General features: G+C 37.2%; 28 protein-coding genes, 1 tRNA gene and 1 other annotated feature. Of the genes, 4 read left to right on the top strand and 25 right to left on the bottom strand.

Features of this window, described 5'->3' with window-relative positions:
• Positions 1–9: 9 nt before the first annotated feature.
• The 10 genes from ftsA to ACVWM0_RS01760 all read right to left on the bottom strand — a co-directional run bounded on the left by ftsA (position 10) and on the right by ACVWM0_RS01760 (position 10,124).
• Entirely contained in the window at positions 10–1,341 is a 1,332-nt protein-coding gene (ftsA, locus tag ACVWM0_RS01805; protein ID WP_476472948.1) for a cell division protein FtsA, read from the bottom strand.
• Between the two features lie 124 nt (positions 1,342–1,465).
• Positions 1,466–2,416, bottom strand: a complete 951-nt coding sequence (locus ACVWM0_RS01800; protein ID WP_476472947.1) for a cell division protein FtsQ/DivIB — start codon at positions 2,414–2,416, stop codon at positions 1,466–1,468.
• A gap of 16 nt (positions 2,417–2,432) precedes the next feature.
• Positions 2,433–3,521 carry an undecaprenyldiphospho-muramoylpentapeptide beta-N-acetylglucosaminyltransferase gene (gene murG, locus ACVWM0_RS01795; protein ID WP_476472946.1) on the bottom strand — a complete coding sequence of 363 codons (1,089 nt, stop codon included), beginning with the start codon at positions 3,519–3,521 and terminating at the stop codon, positions 2,433–2,435.
• A 14-nt stretch (positions 3,522–3,535) separates the two neighbouring features.
• Positions 3,536–4,900, bottom strand: coding sequence for a UDP-N-acetylmuramoyl-L-alanine--D-glutamate ligase (murD, locus tag ACVWM0_RS01790; protein ID WP_476472945.1), 1,365 nt, complete (start codon positions 4,898–4,900; stop codon positions 3,536–3,538).
• 15 nt (positions 4,901–4,915) lie between these two features.
• On the bottom strand, positions 4,916–5,884 hold the full coding sequence (gene mraY, locus ACVWM0_RS01785) for a phospho-N-acetylmuramoyl-pentapeptide-transferase (RefSeq protein WP_476472944.1): 969 nt from the start codon (positions 5,882–5,884) through the stop codon (positions 4,916–4,918).
• On the bottom strand, positions 5,885–7,783 hold the full coding sequence (locus tag ACVWM0_RS01780; RefSeq protein ID WP_476472943.1) for a peptidoglycan D,D-transpeptidase FtsI family protein: 1,899 nt from the start codon (positions 7,781–7,783) through the stop codon (positions 5,885–5,887).
• The gene (locus ACVWM0_RS01775; RefSeq protein ID WP_476472942.1) at positions 7,783–8,169 is read right to left on the bottom strand and encodes a cell division protein FtsL; all 387 of its coding nucleotides are present in this window, start codon (positions 8,167–8,169) and stop codon (positions 7,783–7,785) included. Before ACVWM0_RS01775 ends, ACVWM0_RS01780 begins: the two co-directional genes overlap by 1 nt.
• A gap of 14 nt (positions 8,170–8,183) precedes the next feature.
• Positions 8,184–9,137, bottom strand: a complete 954-nt coding sequence (rsmH, locus tag ACVWM0_RS01770; protein ID WP_476472941.1) for a 16S rRNA (cytosine(1402)-N(4))-methyltransferase RsmH — start codon at positions 9,135–9,137, stop codon at positions 8,184–8,186.
• 23 nt (positions 9,138–9,160) lie between these two features.
• The gene (gene mraZ / locus ACVWM0_RS01765; RefSeq protein ID WP_476472940.1) at positions 9,161–9,592 is read right to left on the bottom strand and encodes a division/cell wall cluster transcriptional repressor MraZ; all 432 of its coding nucleotides are present in this window, start codon (positions 9,590–9,592) and stop codon (positions 9,161–9,163) included.
• Between the two features lie 154 nt (positions 9,593–9,746).
• Positions 9,747–10,124 (bottom strand): DUF3397 domain-containing protein, encoded by a 378-nt coding sequence (locus ACVWM0_RS01760; protein ID WP_476472939.1) that lies wholly within the window; start codon positions 10,122–10,124, stop codon positions 9,747–9,749.
• Positions 10,125–10,360: 236 nt separating this feature from the next.
• Between ACVWM0_RS01760 and ACVWM0_RS01755 the strand changes: the two genes are divergently transcribed.
• On the top strand, positions 10,361–10,480 hold the full coding sequence (locus tag ACVWM0_RS01755) for a DUF4044 domain-containing protein (RefSeq protein WP_476472938.1): 120 nt from the start codon (positions 10,361–10,363) through the stop codon (positions 10,478–10,480).
• A 32-nt stretch (positions 10,481–10,512) separates the two neighbouring features.
• Here the strand turns inward: ACVWM0_RS01755 and recN are convergent, their stop codons facing one another.
• From recN to ACVWM0_RS01685, 14 genes are all read right to left on the bottom strand, one after another.
• On the bottom strand, positions 10,513–12,189 hold the full coding sequence (gene recN, locus ACVWM0_RS01750) for a DNA repair protein RecN (protein WP_476472937.1): 1,677 nt from the start codon (positions 12,187–12,189) through the stop codon (positions 10,513–10,515).
• Between the two features lie 39 nt (positions 12,190–12,228).
• On the bottom strand, positions 12,229–13,056 hold the full coding sequence (locus tag ACVWM0_RS01745) for a TlyA family RNA methyltransferase (RefSeq protein WP_476472936.1): 828 nt from the start codon (positions 13,054–13,056) through the stop codon (positions 12,229–12,231).
• Positions 13,056–13,949, bottom strand: coding sequence for a polyprenyl synthetase family protein (locus tag ACVWM0_RS01740; RefSeq protein WP_476472935.1), 894 nt, complete (start codon positions 13,947–13,949; stop codon positions 13,056–13,058). The genes ACVWM0_RS01745 and ACVWM0_RS01740 overlap by 1 nt, the downstream gene beginning before the upstream one ends.
• Positions 13,950–13,951: 2 nt before the next feature.
• Entirely contained in the window at positions 13,952–14,182 is a 231-nt protein-coding gene (locus tag ACVWM0_RS01735) for an exodeoxyribonuclease VII small subunit (RefSeq protein WP_476472934.1), read from the bottom strand.
• A 4-nt stretch (positions 14,183–14,186) separates the two neighbouring features.
• On the bottom strand, positions 14,187–15,536 hold the full coding sequence (gene xseA / locus ACVWM0_RS01730) for an exodeoxyribonuclease VII large subunit (RefSeq protein WP_476472933.1): 1,350 nt from the start codon (positions 15,534–15,536) through the stop codon (positions 14,187–14,189).
• 1 nt (position 15,537) lies between these two features.
• The gene (gene folD, locus ACVWM0_RS01725; RefSeq protein WP_476472932.1) at positions 15,538–16,398 is read right to left on the bottom strand and encodes a bifunctional methylenetetrahydrofolate dehydrogenase/methenyltetrahydrofolate cyclohydrolase FolD; all 861 of its coding nucleotides are present in this window, start codon (positions 16,396–16,398) and stop codon (positions 15,538–15,540) included.
• A gap of 86 nt (positions 16,399–16,484) precedes the next feature.
• Positions 16,485–16,919 (bottom strand): transcription antitermination factor NusB, encoded by a 435-nt coding sequence (nusB, locus tag ACVWM0_RS01720; RefSeq protein WP_476472931.1) that lies wholly within the window; start codon positions 16,917–16,919, stop codon positions 16,485–16,487.
• Between the two features lies 1 nt (position 16,920).
• On the bottom strand, positions 16,921–17,349 hold the full coding sequence (locus tag ACVWM0_RS01715) for an Asp23/Gls24 family envelope stress response protein (protein ID WP_476472930.1): 429 nt from the start codon (positions 17,347–17,349) through the stop codon (positions 16,921–16,923).
• A gap of 22 nt (positions 17,350–17,371) precedes the next feature.
• Positions 17,372–17,929 (bottom strand): elongation factor P, encoded by a 558-nt coding sequence (gene efp / locus ACVWM0_RS01710; protein WP_476472929.1) that lies wholly within the window; start codon positions 17,927–17,929, stop codon positions 17,372–17,374.
• A gap of 30 nt (positions 17,930–17,959) precedes the next feature.
• Complete coding sequence (locus tag ACVWM0_RS01705) at positions 17,960–19,024, bottom strand: M24 family metallopeptidase (RefSeq protein ID WP_476472928.1); 1,065 nt, start codon at positions 19,022–19,024, stop codon at positions 17,960–17,962.
• 116 nt (positions 19,025–19,140) lie between these two features.
• Entirely contained in the window at positions 19,141–19,425 is a 285-nt protein-coding gene (rpmA, locus tag ACVWM0_RS01700; RefSeq protein WP_476472927.1) for a 50S ribosomal protein L27, read from the bottom strand.
• 12 nt (positions 19,426–19,437) lie between these two features.
• Positions 19,438–19,767, bottom strand: coding sequence for a ribosomal-processing cysteine protease Prp (locus ACVWM0_RS01695; RefSeq protein ID WP_476472926.1), 330 nt, complete (start codon positions 19,765–19,767; stop codon positions 19,438–19,440).
• 22 nt (positions 19,768–19,789) lie between these two features.
• Positions 19,790–20,098, bottom strand: coding sequence for a 50S ribosomal protein L21 (gene rplU / locus ACVWM0_RS01690; protein ID WP_476472925.1), 309 nt, complete (start codon positions 20,096–20,098; stop codon positions 19,790–19,792).
• Between the two features lie 19 nt (positions 20,099–20,117).
• Positions 20,118–20,191 (bottom strand) — a sequence feature (ribosomal protein L21 leader region).
• 81 nt (positions 20,192–20,272) lie between these two features.
• On the bottom strand, positions 20,273–20,893 hold the full coding sequence (locus tag ACVWM0_RS01685) for a TetR/AcrR family transcriptional regulator (protein ID WP_476472924.1): 621 nt from the start codon (positions 20,891–20,893) through the stop codon (positions 20,273–20,275).
• Between the two features lie 273 nt (positions 20,894–21,166).
• Between ACVWM0_RS01685 and ACVWM0_RS01680 the strand changes: the two genes are divergently transcribed.
• Positions 21,167–21,240, top strand: a tRNA-Arg gene (locus ACVWM0_RS01680).
• A gap of 58 nt (positions 21,241–21,298) precedes the next feature.
• Here ACVWM0_RS01680 and ACVWM0_RS01675 read toward each other — a convergent pair.
• A complete protein-coding gene (locus ACVWM0_RS01675; protein ID WP_476472923.1) occupies positions 21,299–22,000 on the bottom strand; it encodes an O-methyltransferase in 702 nt (233 codons plus the stop codon).
• Positions 22,001–22,155: 155 nt separating this feature from the next.
• Here ACVWM0_RS01675 and ACVWM0_RS01670 point away from each other — a divergent pair, with 155 nt between their 5' ends.
• Positions 22,156–24,078, top strand: coding sequence for a fructose-1,6-bisphosphatase (locus ACVWM0_RS01670; RefSeq protein WP_476472922.1), 1,923 nt, complete (start codon positions 22,156–22,158; stop codon positions 24,076–24,078).
• A gap of 19 nt (positions 24,079–24,097) precedes the next feature.
• On the top strand, positions 24,098–24,754 hold the full coding sequence (gene pgmB / locus ACVWM0_RS01665) for a beta-phosphoglucomutase (protein ID WP_476472921.1): 657 nt from the start codon (positions 24,098–24,100) through the stop codon (positions 24,752–24,754).
• Positions 24,755–24,759 lie beyond the last annotated feature (5 nt).

Genomic DNA, 24,759 nt, shown 5'->3' with positions numbered 1-24,759 from the left:
TATGGGATATTAGTCAAAGATATTAGACAAGAAGCCTTTTAACTTACCGCCAATACCCTCTTTTTCCGGTTCATCTACTTTCATTTCAGTAACAGGAGCTTTAGGTTGCGCTACTTTCGCTTCAACTTGAGCTTTTTCTACTCTGACTTCTTTGTTAGATGTTTGTACTTTCGGTGTCTCATGTTTAACAGCTAATTTCGTTACATGATACACTTCATCTAGTTTTGCTACATATTCCACGATAGCAATCGCGTTAGCAAATACTGGGTTTCTAAGTCCCATGTGGTTTGGCACATACAGTTTAACATTTGTACCAAAGATATCTGCTGCTAATTCTACCACTCCTGGTAAACTTGCTGCTCCACCTGTTAAAATAACGCCACCTGGTAAATCTAATGCATCAATGCTATCTAAGACTGACTTAGATTTATTAAAAATTTGTTCAACACGTGCTTCAATAATTTCTGATAAGTAACGTTCATCAATTCTAACTGGTTCATTTTTACCAATAACATCAACTGGAAACTCTTCATTTGAAGACGTGCGTTCTGGATAAGCATAGCCATAATTGATCTTTAAAGCTTCAGCGTTTGTTAAGGATGTATTTAAAACAACCGATACATCTTTTGTAACAAACTCGCCACCTTCTTGTTCTACGTGAGAGAATTTTAAATCTCTTTCGTACATAACAGAAGTCGTTGTTTGTCCGCCACCCATATCAATAATCGTTGTACCAAAATCTTTTTCACCATCTGATAAAATAGATTCTGCTAATGCTAGAGGTGTAATCACCATTTCATCAATTGATAATCCAGCTTTTTCAACACACTTACGAATGTTGTGAACCACTGTTTTTGGTCCAGTAAAAATTAAGCCCTTCATATCAAGTCTAACACCAATCATGCCTCTTGGATCTTTAATGCCTTCAAAACCATCCACTTTAAATTCTTGAGGAATAAGTGTGATGACTTGACGCTCTGGAGGTGTTGACCTAACAACTGCCGCTGACGCTACATTTTTCACGTCTGTTGATGTGATTTCTTTTGACTCAGTATTCACTGCAATCATGCCTTCACATTTTTCAACTTCTAGTAAGTTTGCTGGTATACCAACGCTTACGCTACGGATTTGTACTCCTGATTTTTCTTCTGCTTGTTTAATTGCACGTTGAATAGACTGTACAGCTTTATCGATGTCGATAATAATTCCTCGGTCTAAACCATTTGCTTTTGCATTTCCAACACCAATAATGTTAATTTGATTTTCTATGTATTCAGCTACGACAACCTTAATCGATGTCGTTCCAATGTCAAGACTGACATATATACCTGTTTTAGCCATGAAAGGTATTCCCTCCTATTTTCTAACAGAGTTATCCTCTTTAATTGCATGATACCTCACATTATTCTATCATAATTAAGGGTAGTAAATAAAGAAGAATACTATAATTGTTAGTTTTTTTTTGTTACTCTGTAACCATTTGACTATCTGAGCCATTTTCTTCCATCATCTCTGAGCTTTCTTCTGGTTCAAAGGGGTAAGAAAAGACACCTGAAGTTCCCGCTTCCATATCAATGACTCCTTGATGTTTCATCTCAGCAACAATTTTATTATAAAACACCATTTTATCGGCTACTGTCGTTGATAGAGCAATTACTTCGTTACCATCACGCATTTTAAGCTTAATTCTGAAAGGATTCGTTTTTGTCGATACAGATTCGATGGTTTCGATATTATTTTTCGTATCGTCATTAAATTTAGTATAAGCTTTTAGAAATTCATCCAAATTGTCCCCTTCTTTAAAATGAATAAGGATGGGCAGACTTTTATCAGGATGATCACTGTTTTCTTCACTCAGTATCACACCATTACTTAAAACCTCATGGGTGTTCTTTTTGTCTTTCACATAACCTATTGTGGGATACTCTTTAACTGTAATCCTAAATTGATTTCCTTTGATCAAGTTAATTTTAGCATCCTCAATCCGTTTGTTTTCTTTTTTGATGGATTGAATCATCTCATTTTTGTGAAAAAATTGAGGCCATACACTCTTTCCCACTTGGATTGTTGACGACTTAGCAATCTTTTCAGGATTAGAATGAGTAGTACCTGCTAATATAACTTTATCTACTTTACTAAATGGAGAGATAAAGTACAAGGTAATTAATGTAGAAACAGTTAATAGACACAATATAAAGGTTAACCGTTTAAACAATTCTTGATCTTGTTGCTTCGATTTAAAGCGAATCGCACTCAATTTCAAGCCATTTTTATTAGTTTTTATTTTATTTTTATTAACATCGGACATCTTGTCTGTTTGTTCCTGCTCATGTTTCTCATGATTCACCATTACTTCATTTTTTTCTGAAGGATTGGCAGGTTTGTCTGTTGTATTCTCATCACTGTGTTCTGACAATGTCACAAGCTCCTTCCTAAGAGGTAAGACTTTCTATCAATTGGTAAATCCGTTGACTTGCATCAGGAATTCCTTGTTCTTTAGAGGCTTTTGCCATCTCTTGTCTTACGTCATCGTTGTTCATGATACCATTGACTTCTTTGACCAATACAGCTCCTGTTAGTTCACTATCTCGTATCATCTTAGCAGCATTTACCTGTACCAAGCTATTAGCATTTTTTGTTTGATGATCATTTGTTACATTAGGACTTGGTATCAAAATAGAAGGGAGACCTAAAGCTGTAATTTCTGCTAAAGAAGTAGCCCCTGCTCGTCCAACAACCAAATCAACGTTTGCTAAAACATGCTCCATGTTCTTAATATAAGGAACCACTTTAACGTGTGAACATGTCATGTTTTCTGCTAATTGACTCACTTCATCGTAATACAAATTACCTGAGGCATAGAGTGTTTGATACCCTTCTTTTTCAAATAAGGGCAAGGCTTCTTTCATGCCGTTATTAATGGTTAACGCACCTCGACTACCACCAAAAATGACAACTGTCTTTTTAGATGGTTCTAGGCCATACTCCATTAACACATCACTTTTACCTACATTGGCAACCTCTTGTGCGCGAGGGTTCCCTACTAAAACTACTTTCTCTTTTGGAAAATCCGTTGCGACATCTGGAAAACAAATACCAATCTTATCGACGTATCGTGATAAGAACTTATTAGTCATTCCAGCGACACTGTTTTGTTCATGTATCAGCGTAGGAATTTTTAATTTATGAGCAGCATACACAATCGGTGCACACACATACCCACCTGTCCCAATGACGATATCTGGTTTGAATTCTTTAATAATTTTCTTTGATTCCTTAATTCCTTTAATAAATAAGGTTACTGTTTTCACATTATCCATTGATAAAGTACGTCTAAACCCTTGAATCTCAATAGTTTCAAACGGAATATCCTTATCTGGTACAATCTTGCTTTCTAAGCCTTTTTTAGTTCCAACATACAAAAATTCTGTTTCTGGATGTTGTTCTTTAATATAATCTATAAGGGCTAAAGCCGGATAAATGTGTCCACCTGTACCGCCACCTGATAATAAAACTTTCATATCTTCTCCTAATTCTAGCTATGTCTTTGTTTAATAGCTGAGGCAAATGCGTCGCCTCTTATTTCAAAATTTTTGTATTGATCCCAGCTTGCACAAGAGGGTGATAATAGTATAACACTTTCTGCCTCACTCAGCTCAAATGCTTTACTCACAGCTTCTGTCATATTTTGGGCTTTTTCTATGTGTTTAATCCCAACATGTTTGGCAGACTCTGCTAGTTTATCAGCGGTCTCCCCCATAACAACCATGCCTTTTAAACCAATCAAATCTGGTTCAAGTTCTACGAAGTCGTTACCTCGGTCTAAACCACCTGCTATGAGAACAACCTCTTGATTATCAAACCCACTTAACGCTCTTTGTGTAGCTAAGATGTTTGTTGCTTTTGAATCATTATACACTTTGCGACCTTCAAAGGTTCCTAAATACTCTGTTCTATGAGGCACGCCAGAAAAACACATTAAGCTTTCTTTAATCACTGCATTAGGCGTATCCAGTAGCTTAGCAACACATATCGCCGCCAGCGCATTTTCAATATTATGAATACCTGGTACACCTAAGTCTTTCCCGTCCATAATGTACTCTTCTTGATAGTACAATTTACCTTCTTCTAAATAGGCGCCTGTCGTAACTTTTCTTTCGCTAGAAAATGGCACAAGTTTCGCTTCGGTTGTACGCGCTAACTCAATGAGTTCTTCTTGATTAGCATTAAACACTAAACAATCAGACGCTGTCATATTATTTTGAATGTTCCATTTGGCTTTAACGTATTCTTTCCGGCTACCATGGTAATCTAGATGGGCTTCAAATAAATTCGTTATAACAGCAATCTCCGGCTTAAACTGTTCGACTCCCATTAGTTGGAAGCTAGATAATTCTGTAATTAAAATATCTGTATCTATTGCCTCTGTCACAACTTCGCTTGCTGGGAACCCAATGTTTCCAGCAAGACTCACCTTATGGTATAAGTTGCTTTGTTCTAATATTTTACCAATCATTGTCGTAGTAGTTGTTTTACCATTGGTTCCTGTAATGCCAACAATTGGCGCTTCACTTACTTGGTAAGCCAGTTCAACCTCTGTCATAATTGGTATCTTGCGTTCTATTGCTTGTTCGAGAATAGGATTCGTATAAGGAATCCCTGGATTTTTAACAATTAGACTAAACCCTTCATCAAGAAGATCTACCGGATGACTTCCTGCAATAATTGTCACCCCATTTTCTAGCAACTCATTTGCCTCTTCGTTGCCTTCAATACTTTTAGCATCGTTTACTGTTACAAATGCGCCTAAATGATTTAACAATTTTGCAGCAGCAACACCACTCCTAGCTAACCCTAAAACAAGTACTTTTTTATTCTCATACTTCGTTGTTGCTTTCATCCGATTTCAATCTCCTTACACATATAATATAGCTAATGTTATTCCTGACATGACTAATCCTACTATCCAAAAAACAATATCAATTTTCCATTCTGACCAACCACTTAACTCAAAGTGATGATGAATGGGTGACATTTTGAAAACACGTTTGCCTGTTAATTTAAACGATGTGACTTGAATCATGACACTTAAGGTTTCTAAGACATAAACTAATCCGATGAGTAACAATGTCCACTCTTGGTGTAGCAAGATAGAAATCGTTGCTAGCATACCTCCTAGAGCTAATGACCCAACATCTCCCATAAAAATCTTAGCAGGTTTTTTATTGTACACAAGGAAACCTAACAAAGCGCCCATCGCCGCTAGACAAATGATCAACACATCGATTTGCTCTTGTTTTGTTGCAATAATAGCATACGTCCCAAAAGAAATCGTTCCTAATCCTGCTACAAGACCATCAATACCATCTGTTAAATTCACAGCATTAGAGAAACCTACCAGCCAAAAAACAAGGAAGAAGGCATATAAGATACCAAAATTAACGTCTCCGATAAATGGAACATACAATTCGTTTGACAATCCCATTGGTTTTAATGCCATGTACAAAACAATACCGCCAATGATTTGACCGATTAATTTTTGTTTAGAATTCAAGCCAAGGTTCCGTTTTTTGAAAACCTTAATGAAGTCATCAATAAAACCTAAGCCTCCATATAACGCTAAGATGAATAACACCATCCATAAGCCTGTGGTTAATTGGTCTTTCCAAATCCCCATAATAATCGACGTTAAAACAATACTAAAAAGAAAAACCATCCCGCCCATAGTCGGTGTTCCTGATTTCACTTGATGCCCTTTAGGACCTGCTTCTCTAATTGCTTGCCCCATTTTTTTTGCTTTGAAAAATCCGATAAAAAGAGGCATTACCATTAAAACAAAGGCAAACCCTAACGATATAGGGATTAATAATTCTGTATTCATCATTTACTCATCACTTTCCTTTTGATTATCTACAGCTGAGGCATCCACTTGGAAAGCGTGCTTCAACGTACTGTTTGAAATTTCTGCTACTAGTTGCTGTGGTATGCCTGTTTCAGCCGTAATGTTCGGTTGGCGTAGTGTGACATACATAATATATTGCGGATCTTCTGTTGGTGCAATTTGTACAACTGAATAGACATAGTCGTACGCACCATTTAAATACTGACCATTCTCAGAAATCTGAGCTGTCCCTGTTTTAGCTGAGACATTCATACCTGGGATGTTATAAATATCATAGCCTGTCCCGTAATCCGGGTCCTCCACAACGCTTGTCATGTAATCTAACACACGTGTCGCTGTTTCTGGTTTAATCGGTTTCCCAACTTCTTTTGGCCCAAAGACTTCTTCTGTCTTATCTTCTTTAGTAATCTTTTTGATGTACTGTGGTTGTAACATGGTTCCTTTATTCGCAATCGCTGTAAAACCTTGCATCATTTGGAAGTCCGTTACTGCCACAGCTTGTCCAAAGGAGGTCATGGCTCTGTCTACAGGATACTTATCTTGTATGTATCCCGGTTTTTCATTTGGTAGGCCTGATTTCGTTGTTTGAGCAAAACCAAAACGTTGCATATAATCTTGCCATATCGGTCCCATCTTATCTTCTAATAAGACCATCCCCACGTTACTAGACCAAGAAAAGGCTTGTCTATAATTTAGAATACCTTTTCCTTCTGGTTTCCAATCATTGATTTTCACATCCCCAATTTGGATACTTCCGGAATTAAAACTTTCATTCTCATCTAGTTTATTAGTGTCCATCGCCGCAGCGATTGTAAAGACTTTCATTGTAGAACCTGGTTCAAAGGGAGATTCCATTAATAGGTTTTCCCAAACAGGCTTTGGTTTTCCTTCTTCTTCAGACAATCCTTCTTTTGTTTGAGGATCAAAGGTCGGACGTTGTGATGCAGCGAGGATTTCTCCCGTCTTAGCATCCATTAACATGGCTGTAATGTCTTTTGGTGCTGATTTATCCATAACTTCATTCATTGCATCCTCTAAGCGCACCTGTAAATTACTGTCTAAGGTTGTATAAATATCTTGTCCATCTTGAGCTTCTTTGTCAATGATGACTGAGCCTGGTAACTCATTACCACGACTGTCTTTTTGGAAAAATTTCTTGCCATCTTTTCCTTTTAGAATATCATCATAGGCTTTCTCAATGCCCATGCCCTTTTCACCACTGATGACGGTATCTTTTTGATCGTTATCTTCTACTTGGGCATACCCAATCAGATAAGAAGCAAAAGCACCGTTCTGATACATACGTGCAGGGTGTTCAGTAAAATAAATCCCTGTAATTTTATTTTTTTCAAGTTCTTCTTCGATGCTTTTTTTGGTTTGTAGACTTAAATTCTTGCCTTTTGAACCAAATTCAACATAGCTAATGACTTTGCCATCTTTGTTTTTCTTAGGTTGCAATTGATCCATCGTTAAGCTTTTCTCAACACCTGCGTGCTTGTAAAGAATCTCTGCTATTTTTTCATGGTCTTTCTCATGAACAAACAACTCAACACCTTTAATACCAATGTAGTCCTTACTTAACTCAGCGTATAACGAATAGGAAGTAGCATCTTCAGCAATTGCTTGACCATTTCTATCATAGATGGTCCCCCGTTTTGCTTTGATAACGCTACTTCCTTGATATAATGCTTGTCTTTTTTCATCTAAACTATTCTTACCTACTTTACCTACACTAATAATATAGGTAAATCTAAGCGCAAAAATAGAAAAAACGAGTAGAGTTGTTCCTAACAGGACAAATCCTACTCGTTTTCTATTTTCAGTAGGGCTTAAACTTTTACTTTGTATTTTTTGATTTAACTTCTTTAAAAAATTCTTCATTACTTTATTTTCCTTATATTGTCTTCGTGTAGTTCGATACCAGCATTTCCTGCGATGGTTTTCACTCGTTCTGCTCTCAACAATTCATTTTTTTCTTGCTCCAATTTTTCAATTGTTCTTATGTTGTCATCCATGTCAGATTTCACACTTGTTATTAACTGTTCTTCTTTATTAATCGCTGTGGTTATCTTAATTGTTGCAATCGATAGAAACAATAGAGTCACAATGAAAGCAGCAAAAATTATTTTTTCTAATTTACTCACTTTTTTCAACCTACTTTGAGGAACCATTGGTGGGACAGCTTCTAATAACTGTCTTGGTTGTTCCGATGGTTGTGAGTGCTCATATTCTGTTTCGTGATAACTTTGTTTTTCAGGCAGAGACATCCTCACCCATCCTTTCAATCTTTTACTTTTTCAGCAATTCTTAACTTAGCGCTTCTCGATCGGTTGTTCATCTCTAATTCTTCATCCGAAGCAACGATTGGTTTACGATTAACTAGTTTTAATACAGGTTGATATTCCACTGGAACAACAGGTAATCCTGGTGGTAAATCCTGTGGTTGACTGTATTCTTTGTATAAGTTTTTAACGATTTTATCTTCTAAAGAATGGAAAGTAATAACACTAATGCGTCCCTCTTTTTTTAATAAATCGATGGCTTGTTCCATTGACTCGCCAATAACGTCTAGTTCACTGTTAACTTCAATTCGAATGGCTTGGAAGACACGTTTAGCGGGATGTCCACCCTTGCGTCTCGCTGGAGCGGGAATAGCTTCTTTAATTAAGTCTACAAGCTCTCCTGTTGTTTCAATGGGTTTTACTTCTCGCTCTCTTTCAATCACGCGAGCAATTTGTTTGGAAAACTTCTCTTCTCCGTATCTAAAAAAGATCTTAACTAGCTTTTCATACGGGTAGTCATTCACAACATCATAAGCCGTTAATGACGCACTTTGGTCCATTCTCATGTCTAGAGGTGCGTCTTGATGATAACTAAAACCACGCTCTGCTTCATCTAATTGCGGTGAAGATACACCTAAATCATAAAGAATACCATCAATTTTTGTTACACCATGATCAGCCAAAGAGGCTTTTAAGTGTCTAAAGTTATTTTGAATAAACGTTACTTGTCCCGATGCAACGTATGTTTCTAATTTTTTGTTAGCATGGTTAATCGCTGTTTCATCTTGATCAAAGGCGTATAAATGACCACCATCAGTTAATTGAGACAACAAATACTCACTGTGTCCAGCACCACCAAGTGTGCAGTCTACATAGATACCATTTGGTTTGATATTAAGTCCGTCTACTGTTTCTTTTAATAGTACAGTGATATGTGAAAATGTTTCCGTCATAATTTTTAACTCCAACTGTTTATTTAAAATCCGAAATCAATCATATTTTCTGCGATTTCGTCAAAATTCTCTTCTGCTTCTATTGTAAATTCAGACCAACGTTCCTCACTCCAAATTTCAATTCGGTTAGAGACGCCAATAATCACACATGCCTTTTCCAATTGAGCATAAGTTCTTAGATTGGACGGAACATTAATACGACCTTGTTTATCAATTTCACATTCTGTAGCGGCAGAGTAAAAGAATCGAACGAAGGTTCTTGCTTCTTTCTTAGACAATGGCATCTCTTTCATCTTATCTTCTAAGACACGCCATTCTTCTAGAGGATAGCCAAATAGACACCCATCCATCCCTCGCGTTACGATAAACGTGTCACCCAAGTCTTCTCGCAATTTTGAAGGAACAATGAGACGTCCTTTTGAATCAATGTTATGTTGAAATTCTCCCATAAACATTAGCTGTCACCTCATCTTGCCACTTACTAGGACTAGTCTACCACATCCACCCACTTTCTACCACATTCTTATAAAAAAAATTAACAATTGTTATCTAACTGTATTAAATGTACAAAAAAAGACAATTCTAGTAATAAACTAGATATTGTCTCCATTATGCGATAGTTAAAAAAGTGATAATACTAACAATTACCAACAAGATATAAATCAATAATGTTACTAAAAAGACAATGCGCCAAAGCATCTTAAAATAACGCTTATACTTAATTTCATGAAATTGATACGCTTGAAAAACAACTACTAGCATACCAATCAACAAAATCATCAATAAGACATAAGGTAAAAAGCTTTCATCAAATGTCGCTTTTGAAATATAGTGAATGCCCACAAGTAAAAAAGGCGTCGCAATGTCTGGTGCTTTAATACCATATTTGTCATTCAACATGGTTTTCTTTACTATCCACGAACAAACGACAAACACCACTATTGGAAATAGGTACCAAAAGAACGTCGTTAAATTAAAAGTTATCATACTCGTCTCCTCTGCCATTGTTACTGTCTGATTTATTAGACTCAATCGCTTCGTCCAGGATATCACCTGATACTCTTGTTATTATAGTTACTTACAACATTATATGCTATATCATAAGCCCATTCAAATTTTTTTAGTTTCTCTTTTATTTTAAGTCCTATTGTCTAAAAACCTTGCTATTTCAAACCGATACGTTGTAAACTATGGGAAGAATAATTCAAAGGAAGTGTCTATTAATGGATAAAAAACCAACGAGCCGTTTTGCCAAAATTACTAAAGTTGTCATTTGGGTCATGCTTATCACAATGGTTGGCGGTTCACTTATCGCAGCCTTAGCAAGTCTAGGTGTCATCTAAAAAACAGGAATGGAGAACCTCCATCCCTGTTTTTATTTATTCTTAGCTAATTCCAGTAGTTCATTAGCGTGTTCTAAAGTAAGTGGCGTAATTTCACTACCAGATAGCATTCTAGCAATTTCTCGCACCCGCTCTTCTTCTGTTAACTCTCGAATACGTGTTTCTGTTCGTTCGTCAATCACTCGCTTTTCAATAAAGTATTGCATATCTGAAACAGCTGCGACCTGAGGTAAGTGAGTAATACACAACACTTGAGAATTACGCCCCACTTGGTGTATCTTTTCTGCGATAGCTTGGGCCACGCGCCCACTAACTCCAGTATCTACCTCATCAAAGACAATACTTGTAATTTCATTAGACTGAGAAAAAATTGTTTTCAATGCCAACATAATCCGAGACAGCTCTCCACCAGAAGCCACTTTTACTAACGGTTTTAATTCTTCTCCAATATTAGTTGAAATATAAAATTCCACTCGGTCTAACCCTGTTTCAACGTAGTGATCTAAGGGATAAAACATGACTTCAAAAGTCGTATTTTCCATGTACAACTCTTTCAACTGAATCATGACATCCTTCTCTAACTTCCTAGCCACCACACGTCTTTCTTCTGTTAGTTCTTTAGACAAACTATCCAGCTGTTCTTCAAGAGCGCTCAGTTCTTCTTGTCTCGCCTCAATATTAAAGTTAAGTTCAGAATCCAACCCAAGCTCCTCTTTAATTGTTTCAAAATAGTCTAAAATATCCGCGACTGAATTACCATATTTTCGTTTCAGTTGTCTAATCAAGTCTAGTCGCGTGTCTATTTCTAATAATTTCTCTTCATCCATTTCTAAGTTATCCATTAATGAAGACAACGTAGTAGCGGCTTCTTGTAACGAATAATAACTCGTTCTAAGTAATTCCCCTACTTCAACATATTCCGAGTCTAATTCTTCAATACTATTAATAGCATTCATCGCTGTCCCTGCCATATCAAGGGCTCTATCGCCTTCACCTTCAACAGCTGAATAAGCAATTTTTAATGAGTCAGCTATTTTTTGAAAATTCATTAGCTTATTTCGAGTCTCAATTAACCGGTCTTCTTCTTGCTCGACCAACGCCGCTCCTTCAATTTCTTCGTATTGAAACGACAACATATCCATTCGCTGAGCGTATTCTTTCTCATTTTTTAAGTAATGATCTATTTCCTTACGCAGATTATCGTACCGATGGAACACTTCTTTGTATGTTAATAGGATCCGAGGAATACGTGTTGTAGAAAAGCTATCTAATAGCGATAAGTGAGCGTGAGCTTGCATTAGTTCCTGATGCTCATTTTGGCCGTGAATATCCACTAACCATCGCCCCACATCTCTTAACGTTTTTGTATTCACTAACTGGCCGTTGATTCGGCAATTATTACGACCACTTCGAAAAATTTCACGTTGTAAAAACACAACATTATCGTCCATTTCAATGCCTATGTCATTTAATTTACGTTCTAATTCTTCCTGATGCTCGACAAAGAAAGACCCTTCGATGCGGCATTTTTCAGCGCCTTTTCTTACAAAATCTGCTGAACCTCGACCCCCAACAAGCAAACCCATCGCGTCAATAATAATCGATTTACCCGCACCGGTTTCTCCTGTTAACGTGGTCATGCCATCTTTGAAAGTAATATTTAAATTCGAAATAATCGCAAAATCTTGAACTGATAATTCTTGTATCACTCGTGACACCTTCTTTTCACATAATATAATCTCTACTAATTACCCTCTTAGTTGTCCATGTGCTGATTTAACAACCTCTTCTGGTGTCCGAGACACCATATAATCCCCTTCACCTTCCACTGGCTTCAAGTGAGCTAAGAATTCAATATTCCCATCCCCACCTGTAATCGGAGAATAATCCAACGCAACCACATTGTACCCAAAGGCCGTCACAAACTGAAGAACCCCTTCAAGAACGGATAAATGTACTTTGCTATCACGAATAACCCCTTTTTTACCTACTTGATCTTTACCAGCTTCAAATTGCGGTTTGATCAAAGCAACCACTTCACCCTCTTTTGACAATATCTCTTTCAATACGGGTAAAATAAGTCGCAAAGAAATAAACGAGACATCGATGGTCGCAACTGTCGGCTGCCCTTTTTGAAAATTATCAGGAGTAACATAACGGAAATTGGTTTTTTCCATGACTTCTACTCGCTCATCTTGTCTCAGTTTCCATGCCAATTGATTAGACCCCACATCTAATGCGTAACTTAGGGTCGCCCCGTTTTGTAGAGCTGCATCAGTAAAGCCTCCTGTAGACGAACCGATATCTAACAAGATTTTGTCCTGAAAATCAATACCAAAGACGTCAATCGCTTTTTCTAATTTCAAACCGCCACGTGAAACATATTTTAACACTTGGCCCTTTAATCTGAGGACTGTTGTTTGAGGCACTTTTTCTCCAGGTTTGTCATACCTTTGATTTTTTTCATCACAGACTAAACCTGCCATCACTGTACGTTTCGCTTTTTCTCTTGTTTCACATAAGCCTTGTTGCACCAACAAGACATCAATGCGTTCTTTGCCTATTTTTTCTCCCATTATATTACCCGCAATTCTTCTAAGATAGCTTCCAATAAGGTTGCTTCTGTTTTATTTAGTTCTTCTTTTGCCTTCATTAGGGAACGTTCCGCTAAATCACAATGATTGGCAAACGCTTTTTCAGCTCCTGATAAGCCTAATAATGAGACATAGGTATTTTTTTGGTGTTCTGCATCTGCACCCACTCGTTTACCTAAAGACGCCTCATCTCCGACCACATCTAACAAGTCATCTCTCACTTGAAAAGCAATACCGATATTATCAGCATAGGCTAATAACCATTTACGCACGTCATGAGTTGCTCCTGAAAGAATCAAACCACCTTCAACAGCAAATCGAATCAGCGCCCCGGTTTTTTTAGCATGCATCTCTTGTAGTTCTTTCAACGAGATCTTTTTGTTTTCACCAGAGATATCCATTACTTGTCCCGCAATCATGCCTTGACTCCCTGAAGCTTTAGCCAAAGCTCTAATCAACTCTGTCCGGATCGAACTGTCTATCCTTAGATTCGCAATAAGACAAAACGCCTCTGTTAATAACGCATCCCCGGCTAAAATAGCTATGCCTTCACCAAACACCTTATGATTGGTCGGCTTCCCTCTTCTTAAGTCATCATCATCCATGGCAGGTAAATCATCATGAATTAAAGAATACGTATGAATCATTTCTAGGGCCGCTGCCACACCGTAATGATTCTTATCAAAAGATACGTTGAAAAAATCCAATGTGGCTAATAGTAACAACGCTCTAAATTTTTTCCCTCCAGCTGTCACAGAATAGGTCATGGATTCTAATAGTAACTCTGAACTCCCTACCTCTTCGATGAACTGAACCATAGCATGTTCCACTAAAGGGATCTGCTCTTTAGCAAATAATTTATAGCTATCTGTCATCTCTATTCTCCTTCGCCTTCAAAGACAACTTCTTTACCATTTTCAGACATCATATGGGTTAACGTCTCTTCTGCTTTTACTAGGGTTTCTTGACATGATCGACTCAGTTCTATCCCTTTTTTAAATTGTTCTAACGCTTGTTCTAAGGGGACATCTCCTGTTTCTAATCCCTTAACAATAAGTTCTAGCTCTCTCATCGACTCTTCGAATGTTAACTCTTTTTTTTCAGCCATCGTCTCATTCCTTCTCTTCTTGTTTTATGTCATTGATTGTGCCATATAGCACACCATCATGCATTTCTATTTCGACTCCTTGACCAACAGACAATTCAGACACACTCGTTACAATATGATTTTCGACTGACACATAACTGTAGCCTCTAGACATTGTCTTCAGTGGGCTTAGAGTGTCTAATTTCCCAACTAGTTGTCCTAATTTGTGACTGTTTCCTTTTAACTGCTGCTTCATTCCATATTCCAAACGTTCCTGTAAATTGAGAAGCGCCTGTTGATGGTACGTCACACTGCGTTCTGGATGGACTAACATTAATCGTTGCGTTAACCCTTGCCATTCTTTTTCTTGTTTTGCGACCAATGATTCTAAACTATGTTCTAACGCCACTGTCAATTGATCGACTTGCACTGAAAATGCATCATACAGTCGTTGAGGTTGTTTAAATACTGGGGTGTCTTTAATATAATCTAATTGTTGTTGCTTCATTTTCAACTGATTGTTTAATGCTTGGTACAATCGTTTTTCCCTATCTGACACCTTCATTATCTCCTCTGTCAAAACAGGAACAGATAATTCAGCCGCAGCGGTAGGTGTTGCCGCTCTAACATCAGCGACCAAATCAGCAATCGTCACATCCGTTTCATGCCCGACAGAAGAAATAATAGGTGTTCTTGCTTCGAAAATAGCTCTCGCTACGGCCTCTTCATTAAACGGCCACAAATCTTCAATAGAACCGCCACCGCGTGCCACAATTGCCGTATCAAAATCCCCAAGCTCATCCATTTGCTTAATCCGTTTTACAATATCCCCGGCGGCTTTATCTCCTTGTACCAAGGTTGGAAAAACGACTAATTGCGCAATCGGGTACCGGCGTTTCACCGTTGTCATAATATCCTTGATAACAGCACCACTCGGACTAGTTATCACCGCAATTCGTTTAGGATACATGGGCAAGGGTTGCTTGTGAATTTCTTTAAATAACCCTTCACTTTGAAGGGCTATTTTTCTTTGTTCCAAAGCCTTATACAGAGCACCTACACCATCAGGTTCCATATGTTCCACATACATTTGATAATTTCCACTCGCCTCGTAAAGGGAAATACGTCCAACAACAAGAACTTTCATCCCTTCTTCTGGTTGAAATTTCAATTGACCAAAGGCACCCTTAAACATAACCGCTGATATCTTAGCTTTGTCGTCTTTCAAACTAAAATATTGATGGGCATTGGGACGCTTACGAAAATTAGATATTTCTCCTGTAAGATACACTCTATCTAAGTAAGGATCTTTATCAAATTTTGCTTTCAAATATTTTGTCAGAGCTGTGACAGATAAATAATTTTCCGCCGTCATATTAAACATTCCCATCATGAATTTTTCTTACGTTACTCACTGTTTGTTCCATTAACATAGCAATCGTCATTGGACCCACACCGCCAGGAACGGGTGTAATATAACTTGCCAAAGGTTCTACTTCTGAAAACAGCACATCTCCAACAAGCTTCCCTTCAGCATTTCTATTCATCCCAACGTCTACTACCACAGCGCCTTCTTTAACATGCTCGCCTGTTATAAATTCCCCCACACCGATAGCCACGATTAATATATCTGCCCGCTTGGTCACTTCTTTTAACTCTCTTGTTTGAGAATGAGTAATGGTCACTGTCCCACCTGCATTAAGTAGTAATTGAGCCATTGGTTTGCCCACAATATTACTTCGTCCTACCACAACCACATCTTTCCCTTTAGGATCAATGTCGTAGGCTGATAACAGCGTCATAATGCCATACGGTGTACACGGAATCTTGTCTGGATTCCCAACAAACAAATGTCCCATATTCAAAGGATGAAACCCATCTACGTCTTTCTCGTGAGAAATCGCTAATAGAACCTTTTCTTCATTAATATGTTTCGGCAATGGTAATTGCACTAATATACCATCAACGGACTCATCTTGATTATACGCTGCAATTCTTTCTAACAACGCAGATTCTGTTGTTGTCTCTGGCAATCGCTCAACTCTTGATTCAATCCCAATCCTCGCAGCTGCCGCTTCTTTATTTTTAACATACACGTGACTAGCAGAGTCATCGCCAATTAAAATCACCTCTAATTTAGGAACACGTTGTCCCATCTCACGCCAACGTGCAACTTCTTGTTTCAACTCATCTTGCAATTGCAACGATACTTTTTTTCCATCAATTATCTTCCCCATGTTGACGCCTCCTCGTAAGTGATACTTAGTCCTATTCTAGCATAAAATAAGAAGCCTTTAAAACTAATAAAAAACCCGAACAAATATTATTTGTTCGAGTCTAAGTCTGCCATAACTGATGATAATACACCATTGATAAAACGGCGTGATTCGTCATCACTAAATTCTTTCGCTAATTCTAATGCTTCGTTTAAAGATACTTTGCTTGGTATATCCGATAGATATAACATTTCAAATATCGCTAATCTTAAAATAATTAAATCAGCTTTAGAAATACGGTTGATTTTCCAGCCCTTTAAATGCGTTTGGATCAACGCATCAATCTCTGTTTGATTGGTTGTTACCCCTTCAACAGAAACACGTAAATACATAGGTTGTTCGATAGCTTCTTCCAATTCCATGTTCACATTGTAATCCAACACGTGATCAATGGCTTGATCAGCGGTAACGTCTGTTTTGTACAACATTGAAAATAGGGCTTGAAAAGCCATTTCTCTTAATTGATGTCTCGTAAATTCCACTCTAGTCTTCCTCATCTTCAGTATCAAACAGCTCATCTAAATTTGGCATTTTCGTTTTTTCTGGAACGATACCTACAACATGTACGTTCACTTCAGAAATTTCTAAATCTGTCATATAAAGAACTTGCTGTTTCACTTTTTCTTGCATATCAATGGCCACTTTAGGCACTGATACGCCGTAGTCTAAATAGCAGTATAGATTAATCTTGATGTTACCCTCTTCATTTGTTAAAGAGACTCCTTTATCATGAACAGAGCCACCAAATAATTCTGTCACATTAGAAGCTAGGTTGCCTCGCATCCCATAAACACCGTCTACCTTAGATGCTGCAATCCCTACAATAATTTCTAACACTTCAGGAGCTATAACAATTTCTCCACCAAAATCTTGATCATCATTATTTAATACCAAATTCTTATTCTCAGTCATCTTTGTCTTCCTCCTTCAGTTTTTAAGCACGAGAAACATAGGAACCATCATTTGTATTAATAACCAAATGGTCGCCTTCGTTAATAAAGAATGGGACTTGTACTGTCAGTCCTGTTTCCATCGTTGCAGGCTTAGAGCCTCCTGATGATGTATCTCCACGAATCCCTGGTTCCGTCGCCGCTACTTCTAATTCTACAGTATTAGGTAAATCCACGCCTAATATTTCAGTTCCGTACATCACTATATTACATTCGCTATTTTCTAACAAGTATTGTAATTCTTCTGTCAGTTGTTCCTCTGGAAGTTCTAGCTGTTCATAAGTCGTCATATCCATAAAAATGTGATTACCAGCAGATTCATAGAGGTATTGCATCTTATTATTATTAATTTGTGCTTTCCCTACTTTTTCTCCGCCTCGAAACGTTTTTTCAGCCGTGTTGCCATTCCTCAGATTCTTTAACTTCGTTCTAACAAATGCGGCACCCTTACCAGGTTTCACATGTTGGAACTCAATTACTCGGTAGATGTTCCCATCAACTTCAATGGTTAAGCCTGTTTTTAAGTCATTTACAGAAATCATATTTCGGCCTCCTAATTTATCTATCTCTATCTATAAAATAATAAGCTCTTTTGGTGATTGTGTCAATCTCTCCACACCAGTTTCTGTGACTAACATGTCATCTTCAATACGAACGCCGCCAATTCCAGGCAAATAAATCCCCGGTTCATTCGTTATGACATTCCCCGGGACGAAACGCTTCTCTGACATTTTAGAGACATTTGGCCCTTCATGAATATCAAGCCCAATCCCATGACCCGTAGAATGTCCAAAGGCATCTCCGTATCCTTTTTCAGCAATGTACCCTCGCGCTACCTCATCTAACTCTCTTCCAGTCATCCCAGGCTTAGCTTCAGCAAGCACTCTTTCTTGTGCTTCTAAGACCACATGATACATTTCTTTTAATTTTTCTGAAGGCTCTCCTAAAGAGATGGTTCGAGTCATGTCGGACACATACCCTTCGTAGTAGCAACCAAAATCCAAGGTTATCAAATCCCCTTGTTCAATCACTTTATCACTAGCAACACCATGAGGTAAAGCAGAGCGAAGTCCACTAGCCACAATGGTTGTAAAGGAAACGCCTGTCGCTCCTTGACTACGCATAAAGAAATCAAGCTCATTTGCTACCTGAATTTCTGTCATTCCAGCTTCAATATACGTTAAAATATGTTGAAACGCGTTATCAGCAATTTGACACGCCTGTTTGATGATGTTAACTTCTGTTTCATCTTTGATTTCTCTTAAATTCTCTACCCATCCAGAAACAGGAATCAGTTCTGATTCTAACAGCATTTCTAACTGAACATACTGTTGGAACGTTATATGATTTTCCTCAAAAGCTAAGGTTTCTACATTTCTACTTTCTAATAGATCCGCAACCACATCAAAAATCGGTGTTTTATTTTCTACTATTGTATAGCCCACACATTGTGTAGCTGCTTGCTCAGTGTATCTAAAATCTGTAATAAAAAAAGCGTCGTCTAACGTAATTAACCCAACACCTGTCGTGCCAGTGAACCCTGTTAAGTACCTTAAATTAAAAGGATCTGTAACCAAGTAACTAGCTACTTCTTCTTCCTTCATTCTTTTTCTTAAATTCTTTATTCTTTCTTCCATTATATATAAGAACTCCCATCATTAGCTGTCATTCCATTATAACAAACATCAGACTCTTTTAAAAACAAATACAAAAAAACGGATGATATCCATGGATATCATCCGTCATTACTTCATTATTTAGCTACTGGATACACAGAAACTTGAGTTTTGTCGCGTCCTTTTCTTTCAAAACGGACAACGCCTTCAACTTTAGCGTATAATGTATCGTCGCCACCACGACCAACGTTAGTACCAGGATAAATCTTAGTTCCACGTTGACGATAAAGAATTGAACCACCTGAAACAGTTTGTCCATCAGCACGTTTAGCTCCTAAACGTTTTGATTGTGAATCACGACCGTTGGTAGTAGAACCTCCACCTTTTTTATGGGCGAATAATTGTAAATTCATTTTCAACATGAGCGCACCTCCTTAGATAGTAGTTATTACTTTGATAAATTTTTGATTGTCATCTTCAATTGACTGCAAGCCAATAACTAAACTTTCAATTAAAAGATTAGTAATACTCTGTTGTTCTGAAGACAATTCGGAAATCACTTCAAAATACAAGTACCCATCAGACACTTCAACAATAGGTTGATAGTTGGCTAACTGTTCTAAACTATTAACTGCATTAACAGACAAAGCAGAACATGCTGCACACACAATATCATACCCATAAGGTCCCGCATCTGCATGGCCCTTCATTTCGAAAGATATATAGTCATTTTGACTGTTTTTTTTAAATTCAGCTTGGATCACAATGATACCTACTTTCTAAAAATTAGGCATTAATCGCGTTGATCATCACTTTAGTGTAAGGTTGACGATGTCCTTGCTTACGGTGAGAATCTTTTTTAGGTTTGTACTTGTAAGTTACAACTTTCTTTTGTTTTCCTTGTTTTTCAACAGTTCCTTCAACAGTTGCACCTTCAACGATTGGCGTACCAATTTTTGTTGTTTCGCCACCTACTAAAACGACCTCATCAAACACAACTTTTTCGCCAGCTTCTACGTTTAATTTTTCAACGTAAATTGCTTGACCTACTTCAACTTTAACTTGTTTTCCACCAGTTTTTACAATAGCATACATGTTTGTTTCGCACCTCCTTCTCTTTACTTAGACTCGCCAGCATAAGCGACACTTTCGTGTTCTTGTACTTAATTTGTGCGGTTGTAGTTGTGGTGCACACAATTACAACATTAGAATTGTACCAAATAAAAAAAGCAAGGTCAAGTTAATTCGACCTTACTTTCATATCTTTTTTTATTGAGCTTCAATTTCAGCCACAAAGAATTCTGATAAACCAATCTCATCAAATAATTCTGAACGGAATAATTTAGTAACATTTGTTGCCATATAATGATTCGCGTAAATTTGACCTTCTACTACCCATGCATCAGCAATTCCTAATAAAGCGTACACTAAAAAGTTAGTTAAAATCTCTTTTGGTACTTTTCTTACTGGAATTGAATTACTGTAATTCACATGTTGTAAAATAAAATCATAAATTTTATCACTAAATAGATTACGGTAAACTTCAGCGTCATTTTCTTTTAATAACGTAACGAAGAATTCAGGTGACTCTCCAATGTATTCAAACACATTAACAAGTGTCATGTGTGGAATCATTTTCTCTTGGTCTTCTTCAAACGGTGTGTATTCAATCACTTTTTCATAGAAATCTTCAATGATTTCTTCCATGATTGTTTCTACAAAGGTATCTTTGTCACGATAGTGTAAATAAAACGTCCCACGTGTTACACCTGCTTGATTGGTTAAATCTTTAATGTTCATCTCGTTTAATCGGCGTGTTTTCAACAGTTCTAGAAAAGCCTGTCTCAACTTTTTACGAGTTTTTATAACTCTTGGATCAATTTTCCCCATAATATTACATTCCCCTTATTAATTGATATTTTTACGTCCGAATCGGTCTCCCAAAACCAGTTCGATACTTATAACATTATATATCAATCAATCGAGTTTTGTCTAGTATTAATCCTCAAACATTATTAAATATTCACATCTTTCATCTTTCATGAGTTTAGTCTTGTTTTTTAATGAAAAATAAATTAATTTTTATTTTCAAATTACTGTTGACTAATGCTTCAAAAAATTATATTATATAGATGTTGTTGAAAAACGACAAAACAACAAAATGTCGCAGTAGCTCAGCCGGATAGAGCATTCGCCTTCTAAGCGAACGGTCGGGGGTTCGAATCCCTCCTGCGACGTCATAACATTCACATAAAGAAAAGCAACTACCTAGGTAGTTGCTTTTTTTGTTATTAATTAACTTTTTAAGTCAATATCCAAGATAACTTCTTCTTTGTCCTTAGAAATCATCAGTACCCCATCACCTAAAGGTAGAATCGTTACTGTTAAGTCAGGATGATTTAATACCGTATCGTATAATAGATTTAATTTACGATAGATTGTCCGCTGACTTCTAGGTATGTCTTTAATGTCCCACATGACCGTTCCCGCTTGGAACACATCATCAATCATAATCACGCCATCTTTTTTTAATACTCGCAAACACTCTGGTAAGAACTCAATGTATTTCGACTTAGCACTGTCCATGAAAACAAAATCAAATGGTCCTTCTAGTTCCGGAAGAATGTCTTTCGCATCTCCTTCAAGCAACGTAATCTGATCCGTTACACCTAATGTTTCAAACGTGGCTTTGGCTTTACGTATCATTACATCAAAACGGTCCACCGTTGTCACATGAGCAGACTCACCCATTGCTTCTAGCATCAAGCTTGCAGAAAAACCAACAGCTGTACCTATTTCCAATACTTTTTTCGCTTTTATTTGTTTTAAAAAGAAACGTAAAAAAGAGGCTGTTTCGTTCGGAATCACTGGAACGCCATTTGTTTCCGCCTCATTTTGAATCTCACCTACAGCTCCTCCAACACGTGGCTGACGAACTCTCATTAAATCTAATATTTCTTGGTTTACGACTGGTCTGTGCATCATTTCATTTCTCATGCTTCTCCCCCTCAATCTATTTCTTGTAAATTATACAAATTATCTCATTAGAATACAACATCATTCCTTCCTTCTTATTAAATTGGTATAGATTTGACTTATGTTTTTTTTAATTTATAATTGGAGTAAAAAAGGAACAGGTATAGTTAACTATTATGAATCAAGAAAGATATTTCAATTTACTAAAATCCCGTTTTAACAACAGAGAAGAAATACTGAGTGAAATCATCAACCTCAAAGCCATTCAAAACTTACCAAAAGGTACAGAACATTTTGTAAGCGATATCCATGGGGAATTTAACGCCTTCCAGCACATCTTAAGAAACGGTTCAGGTAATATCAAAGAAAAAATAAGGGTCTTATTTAAAGACGAGTTAAGCCCATCAGAGCAAAAAGAATTAGCCACTCTGATTTATTACCCTGAAGAACGGTTAATCTTTTTAAGAGATTCTACAACGTATCTATGGTATCAAAAAACCATTAAGCAATTAATTAAATTAGTCAAATTCTCTTCTTCAAAATACAGTCGCTCTAAATTAAGAAAAGCCCTACCTACTAATTTAGCCTATATTATTGAAGAATTACTTTATCAAATACCAGATCAAAATGACAAAGATGACTACTATGAGCAAATCATCAGTAACGTAATGGAACTTGATTTAGCAGAACCTTTAATTATCGGTTTAAGTTTTACCATTCAACGATTAGTTGTTGATCATCTGCACGTTGTTGGAGATATCTACGACCGTGGTCCAAAACCTGACGAGATTATCGATACATTGATGGACTACCATTCCGTTGATATCCAATGGGGCAATCATGACATTTTATGGATGGGAGCCGCCGCAGGTTCGCCTATTTGTTTACTTACCATTATCAGGATATCCGCTCGCTATAACAATCTAGATATTATTGAAGAACGTTATGGGATTAACTTGAGGCCCTTATTAACTTTTGCTGAAAAATATTACGATGACAACCCTGCCTTTAGGCCAAAACTGCCTCATGGTGAAGAATTAAGTGCAGAAGAATCCTTAGAAATCACTAAAATTCACCAAGCCGCAGCTATTTTACAATTCAAATTAGAAGCTCAATTAGTCAATCGTCGACCAGATTTCAACATGTCTCACCGACTACTTTTAACCGAAACAAACTATGATACCTTAGAAACCTTTATTAAAGGAACTCACTATCCTTTAACCAATACCTGTTTCGCCACGATTCAACCTGATAACCCTAATAAATTATCAGAGGAAGAAGAAGAAGTGATTCAGCGCATTGTGAGTAACACGATACACTCAGATAAATTAAAACGCCATACCGATTTCCTATTCGAAAAAGGAAGCATGTATTTGGTTTATAATGATAATTTACTTATTCATGGATGCGTTCCTCTCACTAAAGACGGCGACTTCCAAAGTTTCACGTTAAACAATCAATCCTACAAGGGAAAAGAGTTGATGGATTTATTCGAAAACGCTTTAAGAACAGCGTATAAAGACCCACACACACCTGATGACTTATCCACAGACATCTTATGGTACTTATGGTCTGGCGAATACTCTTCTCTGTTTGGTAAAAAAGAAATGACAACTTTTGAGAGATACTTCATCTCTGACAAAAGCACTCACGAAGAAATCAAAAACCCTTACTATAGTTTAAGAGAAAAAGAAGAAACCATCGATATGATATTACATGAATTCGGCTTATCTAGCGAAGACAGTCACCTTATCAATGGACACACACCTATTAAAGCCATTAAAGGAGAAAGTCCTGTCAAAGCAAACGGCAAAATGATTGTTATTGATGGCGGTTTTTCTAAACCTTACCAACAAACAACTGGGTTGGCTGGATATACCCTTCTTTATAACTCATTTGGTATGCAGCTCGTTTCCCATAAACCCTTCTCTTCTATCGAGCATGTAGTAGCTGAACATGACGATATTTTGTCTATCAAAAAAGTAGTGGATAAACCACTTAAACGTAAAATGGTAAAAGATACAACCGTTGGTCAGAAAATACAAGAAGAGATTGATGATTTAGAAGATTTACTACGTTATATTAACTTGAAAAAATAACCACGGAAAGAGTGATAACATGTTCGAGGCTGTTTTATTTGATTTAGATGGTGTCATTATTGACACAGCAAACTATCATTATAGCGCATGGAAAAAATTAGGTGACTCCCTTGATATCTCCTTTGACAGACATTTTAACGAAGGTTTAAAAGGCATTAGTCGAGAAGAATCCCTTCGCTTAATCTTAGAACATGGGGGAATAGCAGATACTGTATCACAAGAAATGTTTGACGACTTAGCACTTACTAAAAACAAAACGTACGTAGCTATGATTGAAGATGTCACTGAAAAAGATGTCTTTCCAGGTATCAAAGAATTATTGGATGAACTGCTAGAGAACCAGATTAAAATCGCCTTAGCGTCAGCCAGCAAGAACGGGCCGTTGCTTCTAGATAGAATGGGTATCACTTCTTATTTCGATGCTATTGTCGATCCAAGTTCTGTCGCAAAAGGAAAACCTGCACCGGATATTTTCCTTGCCGCTGCGGAGGCTCTCGATGTACCAATTGAACACTGCATAGGGATAGAAGATTCCATCGCAGGAATAACAGCTATCACATCTAGCGGTGCATTACCTATTGGGGTCGGTAGACAAGAAGATCTCGGGGATACTATCCCTGTAGTTCCCAATACACGTTTCCTTACTTTAGACTATTTAAAGAAACAATGGCCATAAAAAAT

This window comes from Vagococcus sp. 211, assembly GCF_056322705.1.
Note: the sequence above shows the minus strand (reverse complement) of the source record. Positions and strands in the feature narration are given on the sequence as shown.

Coding starts and splice junctions, on each gene's coding strand:
- ftsA (WP_476472948.1), bottom strand. CDS start 1,341: ATGGCTAAAACAGGTATATATGTCAGTCTTGACATTGGAACGACATCG.
- murG (WP_476472946.1), bottom strand. CDS start 3,521: ATGAAAGTTTTATTATCAGGTGGCGGTACAGGTGGACACATTTATCCG.
- murD (WP_476472945.1), bottom strand. CDS start 4,900: ATGAAAGCAACAACGAAGTATGAGAATAAAAAAGTACTTGTTTTAGGG.
- mraY (WP_476472944.1), bottom strand. CDS start 5,884: ATGATGAATACAGAATTATTAATCCCTATATCGTTAGGGTTTGCCTTT.
- ACVWM0_RS01780 (WP_476472943.1), bottom strand. CDS start 7,783: ATGAAGAATTTTTTAAAGAAGTTAAATCAAAAAATACAAAGTAAAAGT.
- ACVWM0_RS01775 (WP_476472942.1), bottom strand. CDS start 8,169: ATGTCTCTGCCTGAAAAACAAAGTTATCACGAAACAGAATATGAGCAC.
- rsmH (WP_476472941.1), bottom strand. CDS start 9,137: ATGACGGAAACATTTTCACATATCACTGTACTATTAAAAGAAACAGTA.
- mraZ (WP_476472940.1), bottom strand. CDS start 9,592: ATGTTTATGGGAGAATTTCAACATAACATTGATTCAAAAGGACGTCTC.
- ACVWM0_RS01760 (WP_476472939.1), bottom strand. CDS start 10,124: ATGATAACTTTTAATTTAACGACGTTCTTTTGGTACCTATTTCCAATA.
- ACVWM0_RS01755 (WP_476472938.1), top strand. CDS start 10,361: ATGGATAAAAAACCAACGAGCCGTTTTGCCAAAATTACTAAAGTTGTC.
- ACVWM0_RS01745 (WP_476472936.1), bottom strand. CDS start 13,056: ATGGGAGAAAAAATAGGCAAAGAACGCATTGATGTCTTGTTGGTGCAA.
- ACVWM0_RS01740 (WP_476472935.1), bottom strand. CDS start 13,949: ATGACAGATAGCTATAAATTATTTGCTAAAGAGCAGATCCCTTTAGTG.
- ACVWM0_RS01735 (WP_476472934.1), bottom strand. CDS start 14,182: ATGGCTGAAAAAAAAGAGTTAACATTCGAAGAGTCGATGAGAGAGCTA.
- xseA (WP_476472933.1), bottom strand. CDS start 15,536: ATGACGGCGGAAAATTATTTATCTGTCACAGCTCTGACAAAATATTTG.
- folD (WP_476472932.1), bottom strand. CDS start 16,398: ATGGGGAAGATAATTGATGGAAAAAAAGTATCGTTGCAATTGCAAGAT.
- ACVWM0_RS01715 (WP_476472930.1), bottom strand. CDS start 17,349: ATGACTGAGAATAAGAATTTGGTATTAAATAATGATGATCAAGATTTT.
- efp (WP_476472929.1), bottom strand. CDS start 17,929: ATGATTTCTGTAAATGACTTAAAAACAGGCTTAACCATTGAAGTTGAT.
- ACVWM0_RS01705 (WP_476472928.1), bottom strand. CDS start 19,024: ATGGAAGAAAGAATAAAGAATTTAAGAAAAAGAATGAAGGAAGAAGAA.
- rpmA (WP_476472927.1), bottom strand. CDS start 19,425: ATGTTGAAAATGAATTTACAATTATTCGCCCATAAAAAAGGTGGAGGT.
- rplU (WP_476472925.1), bottom strand. CDS start 20,098: ATGTATGCTATTGTAAAAACTGGTGGAAAACAAGTTAAAGTTGAAGTA.
- ACVWM0_RS01685 (WP_476472924.1), bottom strand. CDS start 20,893: ATGGGGAAAATTGATCCAAGAGTTATAAAAACTCGTAAAAAGTTGAGA.
- ACVWM0_RS01675 (WP_476472923.1), bottom strand. CDS start 22,000: ATGAGAAATGAAATGATGCACAGACCAGTCGTAAACCAAGAAATATTA.
- ACVWM0_RS01670 (WP_476472922.1), top strand. CDS start 22,156: ATGAATCAAGAAAGATATTTCAATTTACTAAAATCCCGTTTTAACAAC.
- pgmB (WP_476472921.1), top strand. CDS start 24,098: ATGTTCGAGGCTGTTTTATTTGATTTAGATGGTGTCATTATTGACACA.